Origin of the sequence: Halorubrum sp. Ea8, assembly GCF_002252925.1 — an archaeon.
GTDB lineage: Archaea > Halobacteriota > Halobacteria > Halobacteriales > Haloferacaceae > Halorubrum.
This window is the reverse complement of sequence record NZ_NHPF01000134.1, coordinates 48,518-65,112: the sequence shown is the minus strand read 5'-3', so window position 1 is coordinate 65,112 and position 16,595 is coordinate 48,518. Positions and strand designations below refer to the sequence as shown.

Sequence of the window (16,595 nt, the reverse complement as noted above, 5' to 3'; positions counted from 1 at the left end):
CCAGTATCAAATAGATTCACCGACAGCCGCAACAGCACTCGCCAGACGCGCATCTTCAGCGCTTGTTTCCGAGCACAAACCGTGGTGAAGTCCGGCAACTCCTCGACCGACAGCCCGAGTTTCTCCACGATATCAGGCATTTCACGGAGGATATCGAGGAGTCGGCGGTACGGAAGGTCGAGGTATTCGCGAAGTCCGTGGAGAGTGATGATCACCCAGTCTGCGTAGCCACCTTCCCCTTTCTTGACAGGCTGATTTCCGTCACTCCCGACAGATTTTTGAGACAAAGCCACACATCGGTCGGTGAAGCGGGCGAGTTTCGAAGGCACATCGAACTCTGCTCGCTTCACTTCCTCGAAATCACGCCGTTCAGGCAATATTCTTAGCGTCTAAACACAGCCTGCGCCCTCTATCGGCACGAGCGGTATCAACTCCCCAGTCGCTGTCAGTAGCTACATGACCGATAGGGAGAATACATTCAGCACTGAGACTGCGTTACTTTCTTCGTTTGATCCCCGGACCAACCGTTAGTAGGTGCCTACGGACGCATCTGTATGACTAGCTAAAGCATCTGTTTGTTTCTGGATATTCTATTTATACTCTACCGTCAAAACCACATGTGTGAACAGGAGAACGTATCTGTCTGTAACGAATGTGACCGTGGCGTCTGTCCTCGGAGGCTGTTCGGCAGTGACGGGAGGTTCTGGTGATGTCCGCGTCGATGACACGACACAGCGAGAACAGACGTACGAATTAGACCTACAGAAGGGTGATACAGTGAAAATCATCGTTGGAACACAGAAAGGGTCTGGTGGAGAAGTTACTCTCTCTCATGACTCGCAAGACGTTCTCTCAGAGGCGTTCGAAACGGAGCAGACGTTTGAGCGTACAATCACGGTTACCGGTGTTCACGAACTCTCAGTGAAACCGTCCGAGTCTACTGTGATAAGTATCAAAGCTATCGTTAATCCGTAGCGGTGGATGACAGTCGATCCCCTGTACTGACCCATTCGGGCTACCGTTCTCTGGAGGGGGTTCCGTGTAAAATACGCGCGTTGTATGTAGCAGTGACGTTTCGAACTACTCGGCGCTTGTCAGTGCTAGCGTGACCGATACAGAGGATCTAATCAGCACGGGGACTGCGTTATTTTCCCCCATTTGAATTCTAAATTAGGCATAGATTGCGCTTGCGAACTGGTCAGTCGTTTACCAGTTCAGAAAAGTTATCACAAACACCACTCGAACTAGTTTTGATGCCCTCCAGAACAGATGAACTACTTACATCGATTCGGTATCTGCTCTTCATAATTGTATTTTTGCTCGGGCTTGGAGTCGCGGCACTTGGTGATCTCGCTGTTGCGGTACGTGGTTACACGACAGGGATATCGACTGCTGCTCGCTCGATCGGGGGCGTAGTCGTACTTACAGAACTTGGGCTTCTCTTTTATACAGTGCTTCGACCGAACGGGAGTCAAGACTCAGCGAACTAAGTTTATCGAGTGATTCGTGATTTCCCTGTACTGACCGATCCGGCCTGATCATACTGAGGGGGACTAGTACAAGACTCCCGCCCTGTATTCAGCACAGCCACAGAAATCAGTCACTGATCGGGGGTTCAACAAGCCCCGTTACCCGGACCGCCCGAGCGTCCGCAGGTCCTCCGTCTCGACGCAGTCGGGGACGGCGTCGAGCGCCGTCTCTGGCCAGCCGTCGTGACCGAGCGTGATCGCGGTCTCCGGGTTCGCCGACGCCAGGGCGGCGACGCCCTCGGCCGCGGCGACCTGCGCCGCGTCGTCGAGTCGCTCCGGGACCTCGGCAGTGAGCGGGTACGTCTCCGAGAGCGCCCGCGGGAAGGGACCGAACGGGGGTTTCACGCGCCACACGGCGTCGTAGTCGTGCGTGGAGGGCGCGTTCGACTCCGTGAGCAGCAGGCGGTCGGGGACCTCCAGCCTGGCGAGCCGGTCGCGGTGCCGGCGGATCTCGGGGCGCCGGGCCGATTCGTGGGAGGTGTAGAAGAACGCGTCCTTCGAGACCGGATCGGCGCGCTCCAGCTCGTCGGCGTGGTCCAGCAGCGCCCGGTAGCCGTCGAGCATCGCGGGGTGACCGCGGGCCCGGCGGTCGACCAGTTCGAGGAGGTTCCCCGACCGGATCGCCGCCTTCACGCGGCGGAGCTCCTCGAAGGTGACGTGGAGGTTGTGCTCGGCCAGCAGCTGCTCGGCGGACGCGTCGGCGTCGGTGTCGCCGTTTCCGCCCCCGGCGCTCCCGTCCATCTCCCGGAGCTCCGCGGGCGTGTGCTCGGCGCAGACCGGACACGAGCAGGGGAAGTACTCCATCTCCTCCAGGTGCTCGGTCCCGGAGACGGTCAGGTAGCGCCCGTCGCGCGCCATCAGCGCGTAGGCGGCCGAGTCGAACAGGTCGCAGCCGGCGGCGACCGCCAGCGCGAGCATCATCGGGTGGCCCGCGCCGAACAGGTGGACGGGCGCGTCCGGGTCGAGCCCGCGCTTCGCGGCGCGGACCGCCTCGACGACGTCGGTGTAGCGGTAGGCGTTGAGGAGCGGCACCATCGCGCCGACCGGGAACACGTCGAGGTCGGTGTCGGTCGCGCGCCGGCCCGCCGCCTCTCGGAGGTCCGGGAACGTCGACCCCTGTACGGGCGCGTTGACGAGCATCTCGCCCGTCTCCGCCGCCTCGGCGTCGGCGAGCGCCTCCTCGGTGGTCGCCAGCTCGCGCTCGGCGCGCTCGCGGTCGACGTCCGGCGGCGTCGGCACGTCGACGGGGGTCGCCACGTCGCTCCCGATCCGCCGCTGGAACTCGATTATCTCCTCGGTGGTCACGTCGATGTCGCCGTACTCGGCGAGCTGGAAGGAGCCGGAGTCGGTCATGATCGCGCCGTCGAACCCGAGGAAGTCGTGGAGCCCCTCGTCCAGCACGCGGTCGCGAATCCGGTCCGTGCTCCGGATGATGTAGGAGTTGGTGATCAGCATCTCCGCGCCGAACTCCTCGCGGAGTCGGGACGGCTCGACAGTGAGCACGTTGGGGTTGACGACCGGCAGCAGCGCCGGCGTCTCGACCGTGACCCCGGCGCGGGGGACCTCCAGCCGGCCGATCCGCCCGGCGGCGTCGTGGTCCCGGATCTCGAAGTGATCGCGCATACCCGGAGTGCGCGGACGCGGGCGGTAAGGGTTGCGTTCGGGAGGCGACGGGACGGAGCCCTCGCCCCTCCGGTCGGACTCCTCAGAGTCCCGTCGGGTGACTCACGTACTCGGTCCCCAGCCCCCACTCCGCCGACAGCGACCGGAGGGACCGCACCCCGAACGTCTCCGTCGCGTAGTGGCCTGCGAGGAACACCGTGACGCCGGCCTCTCGCGCCTCGTGGTACGCCTTCCCCTTCCCCTCGCCCGTGATCAGTGCGTCGGCGCCCGCCTCGACGGCCTCGTCGAGCCAGTCGACGCCGGACCCGGTGACGACGGCGACCCGGTCGATCTCGTCCGGGCCGAAATCGAGCACGCGCGTCGGCGACGCCTCGCCGTCGGGCTGGCCCTCGAAGTCGTCAAGCGCCTCCCGGATCGACGCCGCGGACCGCGGCGCGTCGAGCTCGCCGACCGTCCCGATCGTGACCGGTCCGATCTCGCCGAACGGCTCCCGGTCCCCGACCCCGATCGCGCCCGCGACGCCGGCCGCGTTACCGAGGTCCTGATGGCCGTCCAGTGGGAGATGTGAGACGTACAGCGCGAGGTCGTTCTCGACCAGCGCCGCGATCCGGTCGTACGCGGTCCCCGTGACGCGGTCGATGCCCCCCCACGAGATCCCGTGGTGGACGACGAGGACGTCGGCGCCCGCGTCGGCCGCGGCCTCGATCGTCGCCTCGGCGGCGTCGACCGCGAACGCGACGCGCTCCACCTCGGCGTCGTCCGGACCGACCTGTACCCCGTTCGCGCTGGCGTCGACGTCGGCGTACGCCGCCGTGTCGAGTTCGTCGTCGAGCCGTCGCGCGTACTCGGAGAGTTTCATGACGATCCGTGGATCGGCCGGGGAATAAAGAGCGACGGTCCGTCCGGGTCGGCTCCGATCGCAGCCGGACCGAGAACGTCTCTCAGGCATATAAACGTCTCATGCGGTGGCGCGCGCCTCCGAGCGCCCGGAGGGCGCGACGGAGCGCGCGCGAGGGAGTCGGACGTCCGGAGCGAAGCGGAGGGCGTCCGACGAGGCTGGGGAGGCGTGAGGCTGCGGTGCTGTGCGGGGCGGGATTCAAATGGGCAGCCACGAGGACGAAGCACGACGACGCAAGCACTGCAGGAAGCGAACGAAGTGAGCGACCGAAGCGCGTGGTTCGAGACGCCGGAGGCGTCTCGTCATCGCCGGAAATCAGAGATTTCCGGCTAGCAGTCAGAACGCAGAGCGTTCTGACGACATCACGAAAGGCGCTCCGCGCCTTTCGAACGACAGCGAGTCGCGCGAGTAGCGAGGGCGACCGAAGGGAGCGCTTAACTGACGAGCGGCCGGTAGGCCGCGAGCTCCTCGCGGCTGGGGCTTTGGAGGTGTCCACCACTGATCCGCAGTCACTCGTTTATACGCGAGCGGCTGGGGCTTTGGAAGTGTTCACCGTCGATCCGAAATCGGCCATTTATAAATGAACAACAGTGCCTCGGGGCAAACAGCACCCGAAACCGACCGAAATCACACTGAAACCGATCTAATCGTCCAGTTCCTCGGCGATCGACTCCGGCGGGCCGTCGATCTCCGGACCGCTCTCCTCCGCCGACGTCCCGCCCGGGACCTCGGGCGGGGCGTCGAACTCGGGATCGAACAGCCGGAGGGCGGTCCGGATCGTCTCCCAGTCGTCCTCGCCCGCGGCGTCGCGCAGCGAGCTGGTCGGGGCCGCGAGCAGCTGGCCGACCAGCGCGTCCGCCATGTCCGAGACGGTCTCGCGCTGCTCGTCGGTCAGATCGCCCTGCGCCTCCAGCTTCGAGAGCGCGCGGTCGACCTCGCGGGCCTTGACGCGGTCGGCGCCCGCGTACATCGCGGAGATGGCGTCGTCCGCGCGCTTGCGCTTGTACGCCCGCAGGATTCGGTCGAGCTCCTCGTCGATGATCGCCTCGACCTCGCGCGCCTCCGCCTCGCGGCTCTCGCGAGTCCGGCGCGTCACGTCCTCTAACGCGTCGATGTCGTACAGCGTGAGCTCGTCGCGGTCGGCGACCGCCGGGTCGACGTCGCGGGGCTGCGCGATGTCGATGCAGACGAGCCGCCCCGCGTCCGCGACGTGTTCCGGCTCGATCACCGGTTCCGGGCTCCCGGTCGCCGAGATCACGAGGTCGGCCCCGTGCACGACCGCCGGGAGGTCGGCGAGCGAGACGGCCTCCGAGGGCGTGTCGACCTCGCCGGCGACGAACTCCGCGTTCGGCACCGTCCGGTTCGCGACGACGATCTCCGAGACGGCCGTGTCGTCGAGCGTCCGGGCCGCGAGCGTCCCCATCTCGCCGGCGCCGACGATGACGGCCGAACCGTCGGTGAGGTCGATCTCGGTCGCGGCCAGCCGGACCGCGGCCGACCCGAGCGAGACGACCCCCTCGTTGATCGACGTCTCGTTCCGCGCGCGCTCCCCGACGTGGAGCGCCTTCGTCACCGCGTCCTTCAGGACGGGGCCGATGCCGCCCGCGGACTTCGACTCCTCGTACGCCTCCCGGAGCTGGCCGATGATCTGGTCCTCGCCGAGTACGAGCGACTCCAGCCCGGAGGCGACGCGCATCAGGTGTTCCAAGCTCTCCTCGTGGTCGAGTCGGCGGACCGCGCCGCCGCGGACCTCGGGGGCGAACGACGCCAGCGCGTCGGTCCCGTCGACGGTCCGGTCGGTGACGACGAACGCCTCCGAGCGGTTGCACGTCTGGAGGGCGAACGCCTCCTCGACGCCGTCGCGCGCGAGCAGGTCCGAGACGGTCGCACGGACGCCGTCGCCGCCGGCCGACTCGATCTCGTCGACCGTCGCGCGGGAGTGAGCGACGCTCACGCCGGCGATTGCTCCCGTCTCTTTCATTCCTTGAGTACCTCCTCGATCACGGAATACGCCTCTTGACGACCGTTGGATCTCCCCTTTTGTAAACCCTTCCAAACCCCCTCGGATCGCACGACGCGACGGATCGCCTCCCGGCGCGCCTCGGGCGCTATCTCCCGCTCTCTGAGCTCCGCGCGGAGCTCGCCGGAGAGCTCCGCCATCGCGCCGGCGCCGTCGATCTCGGCCTCGACGCGCTCGCGGAGCGCCTTCGCGAGCGCCGGGCTCGCGCCCCCGGTCGAGAGTGCGACCCGGACCGGCTCGTCCTCGACGGTCGCCGGGACCACCACGCTCCGGGCGTCGCGCGTGCCCGATCGGTCCGCGGCCGACACGTCCGTTCGGTTGACGAGCAGGCCGGCGTCGAGCGCGGCGGCCTCCGCCGCGGCGTTGACGGCGGCGACGTCCGTGGCGGCGACCACGAGCGCGGGGTCGACGCGCGCGACCCAACCGCAGACCGCGTCGGCGTCCGGGGCGGCGCGGACCAGCTCCACTCCCGCTCCGCTCGCTCCGCCTCCGTCCCGCGCCCGCTCGACGAGCCGCTCGTCGAACCCGGGGCTCACGACGACGACGCGGGCCTCGTCGGCGAACCGCGACGCCTTTCGCGCGCCGACGCTCCCCCCGCCGAACACGAGCACCGACTCCCCGGCGAAGTCGTGGTACAACGGGATCACGTCGGACGCCCCCGAACCGCGGTGCGACGGATCACGTCGTGTTGCTGTCGGCGCGGTCGGCGATGCGGATCCCCGTCTTCTTCAGAATTCGCGTCGAGAACAGCGTGTCCCAGTCGTCGGCGCCGACGTCCCAGTGCTCGTCCATCAGCTCTTTCACCTCCGCGATGCGGCGCTCGCTCTCCGCCTCCGTCCGCCCGTGCGTCATCGCGAAGAAGTTGTACTCCCAGACGCCGGCGTGCCGAGGGCGCTCGTAGCAGTGCGTGACGAAGTCGAGCGAGGCGACCGCGGGGCCGACCTCGTCGAGGACATCCTCGGGCACGTCCCAGACCGTCATTCCGTTCTCCGTGTACCCGAGCGCGTAGTGGTTCGGGATGACGCCGACGCGGCGCACCTTCCCCTCCGCCTCGAACTGTTTGATCGTCTCGATCACCCAGTCGACGTCGGCGTCGAGCGCGGCCGCCACGTCGGCGTACGGCGTCTCCGTGATCGGGAGCCCGCCCTGGATCTCGACGACGAGGTCGCGCTCGTCGGGCGTGAGCGCCCCCCGGTCGCTCGGCGTGACAGCCGGACCGAGGTCGGACAGGTCGACGTCGCCGTCGGGGACCGGACCGTCGACGAGGAACTTCGCGCCGACGTGGAACTCCCGGAGCTTCGGCAGGTTGTACGTCTCTTGGCCCGTCGCCGCCTCGATCTCGGCGAGCACCTCCTCGACCCGGTCGTTCCCGTCCTTGTCGGGGTCCGGGTGGTCGGCGACGCTCACCACGAACCACATGTTGAGGTGCGGGTGCTCGCGCTCGTAGTTGTGCGCCACTGCGGTGAACTCGTTGACCGTCTCCGCGATCTCCTCGTAGCGGTCCTCGGGCGCGTGCATCGCGACGAGCGACGCCGCCCCGCCGATCTCCTCGGCGTTGACGAGCGCGCCGAACCGCGAGAGGATGCCCTCCGCGTCGAGTTCGCGAACGCGCTCGCACAGTTCGGCCCCGGTCACGTCGACGCCGTGTTCGCGAAGCGCCGCCGCGGCCGGCTCGAAGGGCCGTTCGGTCGCCGGGAATCCGCCCTGAAAGGCGTTGATGATCCCGCGGTCGAGCGCCGTCAGATCCGCGTCGACCTCTCTCATGCCTCCAGATCGGGTCCGAGCGAGAATAAGCGATCCGACCCGCGGGCGAGGTCTGCGATCAGGGTCACCGTCCCGGTCCGCGCCACCGACGCCGCCTTCAGCCGTCGAGGTCGCGCGCGATGTCCGCGAGCGACGACGGCGGCCCGCGAGTCGCCTCGTACACGGTCCGCTCGCCGGGGACTCGGAGCCCGTACAGCTCCCCCGGCACGACGACGTCGAGGACGACGCTGTCTCCCGGCTCTCGGCCGTTCGCGGCGAGCCACGCGACCAGGCGGTTCTCCCCCTCCCCCGCCTCCCGCGCGAGCCGTCTGTTGTCGAACGCGCCGCGGATCAGCCGCCCGGCGCTGTCGGCGGTCACCGGGGCGTGGTACTCCTCGCGATCGATCGCGATCCGGATCACGTCGCCGGCGGCCATCGACAGCGACTCGCAAGTCCCCGACTCGACGCGGCCGGAGAGCTCGTCGTCTTCGGGGATCCGAACGCAGGGGCGGCGAGTGCCGCCGCTCCGGGCGAGCGAGACGCGAATCGAGGCGACGCCCTCGTCGTCGGAGGGAACGCGGGGCATCGGAAACGGGCCCTTACTCCTCGTCGGCGTCGTCGGCGTCGCCCTCGCCGAGCGCTGCGGCGACGTCGTCGCCCTCGACGACCGAGACGTTGATCTGCGCGACGTCGTCGTCGACCTCGCGGCCGCGGACGGTGATGCGCTTGCGCTCGCCTTCGCGGGACGGCTTGAAGCCCACGCCGCCCTCTAAGAGGAGCTCCTTCAGGCGAGTGCCCGAGACGTCCTCGCGCATCGGTCGACCGGTCTCGTCGGAGCCGCCGGTGATCTCGATCGTGTGCTCGGAGAGTCCGACGGCGTCGCCGCCGATCTCGTCGCCGATTTCGCGACCGAGGAACCGGTTGGCGTCCTGTCCGTCGACCTCTCGCTGGAACGTCTCGCCGCTCTCGGGGTCGGCGATGACGACTTTGAATTCGGCCATGGGCGAACGGAGACCCCCGCGAATAAAAAGCACGTCGAAACCGGGATCCGGCCCCGATCGGTCCGCGGATCCGGTTCGGCGGCGGGATTTCCCCGTCGGTCCCGGCCCGCCGCCCGGCATCCCTCCGCTCACCGCCCGGCGCCGATCCGCTCGACCCGCCGCGACCCGTCGCCCCACGGACCCTCGACGAACGCGTCCTCCAGCGCCCGAGCGACGCGCTCCGGTTCGCTCGGGCCGCCGGCCGCCGCGACGCTACCGACCGTCTCGGGATCGAACGGCACGCCGATGGCGTCGTAGACGGCGTCGCTGACGCCGGCGATCGCCCGGGCGTCGGCCGGCGTGACGACGACGCACCCGGCGACCAGCGCCGCGTCGGCGCGGACGCGCTGGGCGATTCCCGACACCTTCCCGCCGCCGGCCACGCGAACCGAGTGGTCGCCCGGGCAGAACGACGCCGGCGGCTCGCCGGCGACGACGTCGGCGCCCAGCTCTCGGAGCGCCCCGACCACCGCCTCGACCGTGCGGTCGTACCGCTCCGTGATCGAGCCGCGTGCCCCGCTTCCCGTCGGGTCGCCCTCGCCCAACGGGATCGCGTGGGCGAACGCCAGCGTGTCTCCGGCGTACGCAACGGCCCGACCGCCGACGTCGCGCTCCACCGGGCGGAATCCCCGTTCCGCGGCGATCCGTTCGGCCCTATCGAACGCCTCCGCGCGGGCGTCGCGGCGACCGAAGGCGATCTGTCGGGCCGGGGCCCACACGCGGAGCCCGGGCGTCCCGTCACCCGCGTCGGTGAGCAACGCCGCCGTCCGCTCACGGTCCGCGTCGGGGTCGTCGACAGCTCCCCTGAGCACGCGCATACCGGTCTGCAGGGCGGCGGCGGACAAGCCGGTTTCGGCCGGTCGCGGCCGCCGTCCGCGAACGGCGGCTCGCCGAGGGCGGGGCTCCGGCGTATGACACAAACGTTTTGCCGGCCCTCTTATTGGGTCACGTATCGATGAGCGACCTCGGCGCGCTGCCGGTACGAGCCTATCTCGCGGCCTGCCTGCTCGCCGCGATCATCGGGCTCTGGCTCGGCGGGGTCGCGTGGCGAGAGCGCGACCAACCGGGCGGGACCGAGGTCGCCCTCTACCTGCTGTGTGGCGGCGGGATATCGCTTCTGTACGCGGTCAGGGTCGCGAGCGCGAGCGAGCTGGTAATGGTCGTGACGCTCAACCTCGCGACGCCGCTCGTCGCCGCGATCCCCGGGATCTGGACGGCGTTCACGCTCGCGTTCGCCGGCCACGACCAGTGGCGGACGGAACACCGCATCGTCGCGCTGGCGACGCCCCCCTTCGTCTGGGTGCTGCTCGCGTGGTCGAGCGCCACGCACGGGCTCTCCCGTCGCTCGCTCGCCGCGGTCGCGGAGGGGCCGTTCACGCTGCTCTCGTTCGAGCTCGGCCTCGCCGACGTCGGCTTCGTTCTGTACGCGTACGCGCTCTGCGTCATCGGCGTCCTCGTCGTCACGGACCTCTACCAGCGGACCGGGAACCGGTACCGGCTCCAGACGTTCGTGATCCTGCTCGGGACGCTGTTCCCGTTCCTCGCCGGGATCGCCACCGTCGTCGACTTGGGTAGCTACGCGAACCTCGCGTGGTTCCCGTCGTCGCTCGTCGTCCACGGCGTCTTCCTGTACGGAACGGTGTTCTGGCTCGGGACGCTCGACGCCGCGGTCGTCGCCCGCGACACCGCCGTCGAGGTGATGCAGGACCCGGTGATCGTGGCCGGGTCCGACGGTCGGATCCGCGACCTCAACCCGGCCGCCGAGGAGCTGCTCCCGCCGGACGCGGTCGGGTCGTCGCTCTCGGCGGTGTTCCCGCGGCTGGAGATCGGCGTCGAACACCCGATCGCCATCGACGGGCGGCAGTTCGACATCCAGGAGGACCCGATAACGGACCCCCGCGGGACGGACCGCGGTCACGTGTTCCTGCTCCGTGACGTGACGGAGCGGGAGCGTCGCCAGACCGAACTGGAGCACCGCGAGGCGGAGCTGGAACGGCAGAACGAGCGCCTGGAGGACTTCGCCGGCGTCGTCTCCCACGACCTCCGGAACCCGCTCGCCGCGGCGACCGCGGCGGTCGAGCTCGCGCGCCACGACGGCGGAGAGAACGACGACGCGCTCGACCGGGCGGCGAACGCCCACGAGCGCATGGACGACCTGATCGAGGGGCTCCTCTCGCTGGCGACCGCGGGGCGCTCCGTCGACTCCGCCGATCGGGTGTCCCTCGACGCGACCGTCCGGCGGGTCTGGTCGCGGCTCGAGACCGCGGACGCGACGCTCTCCGTCGAGGGGCCGGACCCGACCGTCCTCGCCGACGGCGATCGGCTCGAGCAGCTGCTCTCGAACCTGTTCCGCAACGCGATAGAACACGCCGGAGCGAACGTCTCGGTGCGGGTCGAGATCGAGCGGCGACCGGGCGGCGTCGCGCTCGCCGTCGCCGACGACGGCCCGGGAGTCCCCCCGGAACAGCGCTCCCAAGTGACCGAACGGGGCGTCTCGCTGGACGGCGGAACCGGGCTCGGGCTCGCGATCGTCGTCGACATCGCGGAGGCGCACGGCTGGGAGCTCTCCGTCGAGGAGTCTGAATCCGGCGGCGCCCGCTTCGTGATCGCCAGGATCGAACCCGCTGACGGGTGAGACGACGGCGCGGACGGGCGGGTCGACTCCGCGGTGTCGACCTCCGGCCCGGGCTACCGGCGTCGACGGCCACTTGTCGGTCGAGCCCCGCCCTCCGAACGACGATGTCCGTCACGCTGCCGCCAGACTCGCTCGACGGCTACCGTCGGTTCTCGCGGTTCAACTCGCCGTACCCGGCACACGACGACGGGAGCGCAGTCGATCTGTACCCCGAGGACGGTCGGGGAGTATCGCCCGTCTCGGGCGTCGTTCGCGAGACGCGTACCGTCGGCTGTCCGGACCGATCCTACGCCGCGAGCGAGGACCATCTGATCGTCGTCGACCTCGACGACGAGTGGTGTCGGCGGGCCGGCGCCGCGCCCGGGACCGCCGCTCGGATCCTCCACGTTGTCCCCGAGGTGTCCCCCGGCGACCGCGTCGATGTCGGCGACGACCTCGGGCCGACGACGCGCTCCGGGTTCTTCGGGCAGTGGGTCGACGACCACGTCCACCTCGGATTCCGAGCCCCCGGCGCGAGCGCGCTCAGGGCGAGCGGGTCGCTCCCGGTTGACGTCGACGTCGCGGTCGCCCCCATCCCGTGGGACGGGGAGGGCGTCGTGGTCGAACGCGGGCCGACGCACGTCATCCTCGACGCGCCGGTCCACCCCGATCCAGGCGAGTCGTTCGCGGCGCTCGCGAGCGACGAGCGGATCCCGCTGGACGGCGGACTGGCCCACTACGCCGGCGGCGGCGCGTTCGGCGCGGGCACGCCCGGCGGCGCGCTCGACGGTGGCACGCCCGGCGGCGACGCGGTCGAACACGGCGACCCGGCCGGACGCGGCGACGGGTTCGGCCGGTTCGAGGAGGGGGCGGCGGCGACGCTGTGGGGGACACGCGTCGGCGTCGCGGCGGGTCGCGGACTCGCGTGGGACCCCGTCGACGTGCTCGCGAACGGCGAGCGGGTCGTGGGGCTGTCGCTGTTCGCGGCGCGGGACGCGGGGTACGGCGCGAAGGTCGTCTGCCCGGACCGCGAGTTCGCGATCGGCGAGGCGGTGTCGCTCGACGTGGTCCCGAGCGACGACCCGATCCGGCTCGGAGTGGGGTGAGGTTCCGTCAGCGCGAGGGGAACGACGGCTGGCGAACGGCCGGCGCGTTCGGCGGTTCCCGCGGCGGTGCGCCGGACTCCCGTCTCGGCCGCCGCGGGCGAAGCGTCAGGTCACGGGGCGGGTGGCTCGGCATCGGACAAGAGCGGTCGGGCGGGCTCGGAGCGATCGGTCAGACCGCTGACCGGGCGGACCTCGAAACACCGGTCCCCGACCGCCGCCGGCGCGCCAACCCCGGACCAGTTGTTTCCCGTTTCGGGGGCTACAAGCGGGACCCTCGTGAGTTGGAGGTATGAACCGGACAGACGTCGCGGATTTGGACCCCTTGCCGGCCGAAGCCGTCGCGCTCGTCGAACGGCGAATCGAGGAGGAGCACGGCTACCTCTCGTGGCTGAACACGTCGGTGGACGTCGTCGAGCGGGGGCGGGTCGTCCTCTCGATACCGTACGACGACAAGCTGACGAACAGCGACGGCGGCACCATCCACGGCGGCGTGGCGGCGACGCTCGTCGACACCGCCGGGGGAATCGTCCAGCGCACCGCCTTCGAGGACCCGCTCTCGGGCGGCGTCGCGACGGTGAACCTCAACGCGAACTACCTCCGCCCGGCGACCGGAGACCTCCGCGCCGAGGCGACGATCGTCAGGTCCGGCGGGTCGATCGGGGTCAGCGACATGACCGTCACCAGCGCGACCAACGGCGAGACCGACGAGGTCGTCGTCGGTCAGGGGTCGTTCCGACTGTTCCGCGAGTAGCCGGCGAGACCGTCGATGAGGTCCGCCGGGTCGTCGAGCGCGCCCGCGAGTTCGGTTACCGCGTCGCGCTCGGCCCGGTCGGGCGCCGCGCGGACGACGACCGACTGCTCGCCGAGCGACACGAACTCGCAGTCGAGCCGCTTCGCCGTCTCGCGCAGTCCGACCCCGACGTCGGCGTCGCCGGCGATCACCTTCCGAACCGGGCTCTCGAACGCCCGCACGGTGAGCTCGTAGCCCGCGACGGCCTCGATCAGCTCGCTCCGCGAGGTCGACCGCTCGTCGGCGAGCGCGTCCAGCGCGTCGTCGAAGCTCCGCCGGAGCCCGGAGTCGGTCGGGCGGTTGACGAACCGCAGGTCGCGGTCGACGACCGATTCGAGGCCAGTCACGTCGGCCGGGTTGCCCGCGGGGACGACGAGCCCCCACTCGCGGGTCCAGCCGCCGAGCTCGACCGACTCGACCTCGCGGTCGGTCGGTCCCGCGACGACCGCGACGTCCGGGACGCCGTCGCGCAGCCGCCGGAGCCCCTCGCGGGAGCCGACCGGGAGGTACCGCGGGTTCTCCAAGCGGTCCAGCAGGCGGTTGAGCGCCGGGTCGTCCTCGCCGACGCCGAGCAGGCTCGGTGGGCGCACCTCGGGCGAGAACAGCCGCACGGTGACGCGCTCGCCCCGGTCGAGGTACTCCGTGTCCGGGTCGACGGCGACGACGCCGTCCGCTTCGACGAGGCTCGTCGTCGCCCCGGAGCCCTTGTCGACCGGGTAGACGAGCGGGAGGTCGCCGTCGGCCAGGTCGAGGAGTCCGACGGGCATCAGCCGCATGCGTCCCTCCCCGTATCGCTCGCCGAGCCCCATCCGTCCCTCGACGGTCGCCGTCGCGGGCTCGGGCCGGCCGGCCGCCTCGCGGATCGCGGGCGCGACGAACGTCCGGAATATCGTGAGCGCGGAGACCGGGTACCCGGGGAGACCGATGTACGCCGAGGTCGCGGCCGACCCGCTCTCGTCGCCGCGGCGGTCGAGGCGGCCGACGAGCATCGGCTTGCCGGGCTTGACCGCGACGCCGTGGAGCAGCAGCTCGCCCCGCTCCTCGATCACCCGGTAGATGACGTCGACGGCGCTCGCCGAGGTCGACCCCGAGGAGAGCACGAGGTCGCACTCGTCGGCCGCGCGCCGGAGCAGCCGCTCCATCTCGTCGTAGTCGTCGCCCGCGTGCGGGTAGAGGACCGACTCGCCGCCCGCCTCCTCGACGCCCGCGGCGATCGTCGTCGAGTTCACGTCGTATATCTCGCCGCGCGAGGGGTCGAGCGACTCGCCCGGTCGGACCAGCTCGTCGCCGGTCGAGACGATCCCGACCCGCGGTTTCCCCTCGACGGGGACCTCGTCGACGCCGAGCGCGGAGAGGAGCCCGATCTCCCGTGGCGTGAGCCGCGTTCCCGGACCGAGCGCCCGGGCACCCGCGGCGATGTCCGCGCCGGCGCTCATCACGTGGTCGCCGGGCGCGACCGCGGTCCGGAACGCGATGCGGTCGGGCCGGTCTCCGTCCCCCGCTTCCCCCTCGCCGTCCAGTTCGTCGGTCCGCTCGACCATCACCACGGCGTCTGCGCCCTCGGGCATCACGGCGCCCGTCGAGACCTCGGCGCAGGTGCCCGGCGCCACCGTCACCTCTGGCGCGGCGCCGGCGTGGACCGCCCCGACGAGGTCGAGCTCCGCGGGGTCGGCCTCGTCCGCGCCGAACGTGTCGCGGGCGCGGACCGCGTACCCGTCCATCGACGCCCGGTCGAAGCCGGGGACGTCGATCGCGGCGTCGACGCGCTCCGCGAGGACGCGCCCGCGGGCCTCCGCCAGCGGGACCGTCTCCGACTCCGGCGCGAGGTCGAGCGAACCGATCGCCTCGCGGGCGGCCGCGGGCGTCGCGAGGTCCCGGAACTCCTTGCGGTCGCTCACGGCGTCACCTCCCAGAGCTCGACGTCGACGACCTCGCCGGCGTCGAGGCCCTCCCGCGGCTCGGGGACCACGACCCAGCCGTCGGCGAGCGCGACGCTCGACAGGATGCCGGAACCGCTCGCGCGCGTCGGGGTCGCGGCGGGGAGGTTCGCCGCTCCCCCGTCGCCGTCGTTCGCCCCGTCTCCCCCCTCGTCGCCGTCCGCTTCGTCGCCCTCGCGCTCGGAGAGCGCCACCCGCGCGAACGTCCGCGTCCCGGGCTCGCTCGGTACCTTCCGGTCGAGGACCGCGCGCCGCGTCGGGAAGGGGTCGGCGGTCGTCCCGCCGACGCGCTTCTGGAGCGGCCGGAGGAACTGCGCGGCGTTGACGATGCAGGCGACCGGGTAGCCGGGCAGGGAGACGACCGGCGTGCCGTCGGCGACGCCGAGGCAGACCGGGTGGCCCGGCTTCAGGGCGACGCCGTGGACGAGCACCTCGCCGAGCCCGTCGACGACCTCGGGGATCAGGTCGCGCTCGCCGACCGACGACCCGCCGGTGGTGACGACCACGTCGGCGTCGAGGTCGGCCTCCACCGCGGCCGCGAGGGCCTCCTCGTCGTCGGTGACGACGTCGCGGTAGCGCGCCTCGCCGCCCCACCGCTCGACTAACCGCGAGACGGTCAGCCCGTTCGTCTCGATCACCTCGCCCGGGTCGGGGTCGGACTGGACCAGCTCCTCGCCGGTCGGGATCACGGCGACAGTCGGGGGGTCGTACACCGGGACCGCGTCGAGCCCCACCGACTTCAGGAGCCCGAGGTCGGAGGGGCGAAGGACGTGGCCCGCGTCGAAGAGGCGCTGGCCGTCGGCGACGTCCTCGCCGGCCTCGCCGACGTTCTCGCCGGTCGCGACGGCGTCGAACGCCTCGACCTCCTCGCCGACTTCCTCCACCTGTTCGATCATCACGACGGCGTCGGCGCCCTCGGGCACCGCGCTTCCGGTGTGGACCCGCGCGGCCTCGCCGGGCGCGACCGACTCGGCCTCCGTGCCCGCGGCGCGGAGCACCGCCGGCGAGCGGTCGGAGGCGCCGAACGTGTCCTCGGCGCGGACCGCGTACCCGTCCATCGCCGCCCGGTCGTAGCTCGGGACCGGCGCCGGCGCGTCGATCGGCTCGGCGACGACCCGCCCGTCGGCGTCGGCCGTCGGCAGCGACTCGGTCCGGCCGTGCGGCTCGGCGGCGTCCAGCAGCGTCGCCAGCGCGTCCGCGACGCGGGTCCGCCGCTTGAAGCCGGCCTCGCGTCTGTCGTGGCTCATGGGCGTTCGTTTCGGGCCCGCGTGCAAAAACCCCGCTCCCCTGGCGGT

General features: G+C 70.6%; 14 protein-coding genes and 1 pseudogene. 4 read left to right on the top strand and 11 right to left on the bottom strand.

The features are described 5' to 3' along the window. Positions 1-329: pseudogene (locus DJ74_RS16155) on the bottom strand (IS5/IS1182 family transposase); the annotation flags it as partial. 292 nt (positions 330-621) lie between these two features. On the opposite strand from DJ74_RS16155, the gene DJ74_RS18865 reads away from it, so the two are divergent. Then, positions 622-975 (top strand): hypothetical protein, encoded by a 354-nt coding sequence (locus DJ74_RS18865; RefSeq protein WP_141212735.1) that lies wholly within the window; start codon positions 622-624, stop codon positions 973-975. 653 nt (positions 976-1,628) lie between these two features. Here the strand turns inward: DJ74_RS18865 and tgtA are convergent. The 8 genes from tgtA to DJ74_RS16110 all read right to left on the bottom strand — a co-directional run bounded on the left by tgtA (position 1,629) and on the right by DJ74_RS16110 (position 9,671). Continuing rightward, a complete protein-coding gene (gene tgtA, locus DJ74_RS16145) occupies positions 1,629-3,152 on the bottom strand; it encodes a tRNA guanosine(15) transglycosylase TgtA (RefSeq protein WP_094527917.1) in 1,524 nt (507 codons plus the stop codon). Positions 3,153-3,234: 82 nt separating this feature from the next. Further along, the gene (locus DJ74_RS16140; RefSeq protein WP_094527916.1) at positions 3,235-4,011 is read right to left on the bottom strand and encodes a Nif3-like dinuclear metal center hexameric protein; all 777 of its coding nucleotides are present in this window, start codon (positions 4,009-4,011) and stop codon (positions 3,235-3,237) included. A gap of 682 nt (positions 4,012-4,693) precedes the next feature. Then, positions 4,694-6,031 carry a glutamyl-tRNA reductase gene (gene hemA / locus DJ74_RS16135; protein ID WP_094521995.1) on the bottom strand — a complete coding sequence of 446 codons (1,338 nt, stop codon included), beginning with the start codon at positions 6,029-6,031 and terminating at the stop codon, positions 4,694-4,696. Continuing rightward, positions 6,028-6,717: a bifunctional precorrin-2 dehydrogenase/sirohydrochlorin ferrochelatase gene (locus tag DJ74_RS16130; protein ID WP_094527915.1), complete on the bottom strand. Its 690-nt coding sequence runs from the start codon at positions 6,715-6,717 to the stop codon at positions 6,028-6,030. The genes hemA and DJ74_RS16130 overlap by 4 nt, the downstream gene beginning before the upstream one ends. A 31-nt stretch (positions 6,718-6,748) precedes the next feature. Beyond that, entirely contained in the window at positions 6,749-7,834 is a 1,086-nt protein-coding gene (locus DJ74_RS16125; RefSeq protein WP_094527914.1) for an Lrp/AsnC family transcriptional regulator, read from the bottom strand. A gap of 97 nt (positions 7,835-7,931) precedes the next feature. Next, on the bottom strand, positions 7,932-8,399 hold the full coding sequence (locus tag DJ74_RS16120; protein WP_094527913.1) for a hypothetical protein: 468 nt from the start codon (positions 8,397-8,399) through the stop codon (positions 7,932-7,934). A gap of 13 nt (positions 8,400-8,412) precedes the next feature. Then, positions 8,413-8,814: a 30S ribosomal protein S6e gene (locus tag DJ74_RS16115; RefSeq protein ID WP_094521999.1), complete on the bottom strand. Its 402-nt coding sequence runs from the start codon at positions 8,812-8,814 to the stop codon at positions 8,413-8,415. Between the two features lie 128 nt (positions 8,815-8,942). Then, on the bottom strand, positions 8,943-9,671 hold the full coding sequence (locus tag DJ74_RS16110; RefSeq protein WP_094527912.1) for a lipoate--protein ligase family protein: 729 nt from the start codon (positions 9,669-9,671) through the stop codon (positions 8,943-8,945). 137 nt (positions 9,672-9,808) lie between these two features. Between DJ74_RS16110 and DJ74_RS16105 the strand changes: the two genes are divergently transcribed. From DJ74_RS16105 to DJ74_RS16095, 3 genes are all read left to right on the top strand, one after another. Further along, positions 9,809-11,488: a histidine kinase N-terminal 7TM domain-containing protein gene (locus DJ74_RS16105; protein ID WP_094522001.1), complete on the top strand. Its 1,680-nt coding sequence runs from the start codon at positions 9,809-9,811 to the stop codon at positions 11,486-11,488. Positions 11,489-11,592: 104 nt separating this feature from the next. Continuing rightward, complete coding sequence (locus DJ74_RS16100; RefSeq protein WP_094527911.1) at positions 11,593-12,573, top strand: hypothetical protein; 981 nt, start codon at positions 11,593-11,595, stop codon at positions 12,571-12,573. Positions 12,574-12,862: 289 nt separating this feature from the next. Then, positions 12,863-13,324, top strand: coding sequence for a PaaI family thioesterase (locus DJ74_RS16095; RefSeq protein ID WP_094527910.1), 462 nt, complete (start codon positions 12,863-12,865; stop codon positions 13,322-13,324). On the opposite strand, the gene DJ74_RS16090 is transcribed toward DJ74_RS16095, so the two are convergent. Continuing rightward, entirely contained in the window at positions 13,294-15,261 is a 1,968-nt protein-coding gene (locus DJ74_RS16090) for a molybdopterin biosynthesis protein (RefSeq protein ID WP_094527909.1), read from the bottom strand. The genes DJ74_RS16095 and DJ74_RS16090 overlap by 31 nt on opposite strands. Next, the gene (gene glp / locus DJ74_RS16085) at positions 15,258-16,547 is read right to left on the bottom strand and encodes a gephyrin-like molybdotransferase Glp (protein WP_094527908.1); all 1,290 of its coding nucleotides are present in this window, start codon (positions 16,545-16,547) and stop codon (positions 15,258-15,260) included. The genes DJ74_RS16090 and glp overlap by 4 nt, the downstream gene beginning before the upstream one ends. Positions 16,548-16,595: the final 48 nt, after the last annotated feature.

Excerpts from the sequence above, each read along its gene's own strand:
- DJ74_RS16120 (WP_094527913.1), bottom strand. The coding sequence starts at position 8,399 with ATGCCCCGCGTTCCCTCCGACGACGAGGGCGTCGCCTCGATTCGCGTC.
- DJ74_RS16100 (WP_094527911.1), top strand. The coding sequence starts at position 11,593 with ATGTCCGTCACGCTGCCGCCAGACTCGCTCGACGGCTACCGTCGGTTC.
- DJ74_RS16125 (WP_094527914.1), bottom strand. The coding sequence starts at position 7,834 with ATGAGAGAGGTCGACGCGGATCTGACGGCGCTCGACCGCGGGATCATC.
- DJ74_RS16140 (WP_094527916.1), bottom strand. The coding sequence starts at position 4,011 with ATGAAACTCTCCGAGTACGCGCGACGGCTCGACGACGAACTCGACACG.
- DJ74_RS16105 (WP_094522001.1), top strand. The coding sequence starts at position 9,809 with ATGAGCGACCTCGGCGCGCTGCCGGTACGAGCCTATCTCGCGGCCTGC.
- hemA (WP_094521995.1), bottom strand. The coding sequence starts at position 6,031 with ATGAAAGAGACGGGAGCAATCGCCGGCGTGAGCGTCGCTCACTCCCGC.
- DJ74_RS16110 (WP_094527912.1), bottom strand. The coding sequence starts at position 9,671 with ATGCGCGTGCTCAGGGGAGCTGTCGACGACCCCGACGCGGACCGTGAG.
- tgtA (WP_094527917.1), bottom strand. The coding sequence starts at position 3,152 with ATGCGCGATCACTTCGAGATCCGGGACCACGACGCCGCCGGGCGGATC.
- DJ74_RS16115 (WP_094521999.1), bottom strand. The coding sequence starts at position 8,814 with ATGGCCGAATTCAAAGTCGTCATCGCCGACCCCGAGAGCGGCGAGACG.
- glp (WP_094527908.1), bottom strand. The coding sequence starts at position 16,547 with ATGAGCCACGACAGACGCGAGGCCGGCTTCAAGCGGCGGACCCGCGTC.
- DJ74_RS16095 (WP_094527910.1), top strand. The coding sequence starts at position 12,863 with ATGAACCGGACAGACGTCGCGGATTTGGACCCCTTGCCGGCCGAAGCC.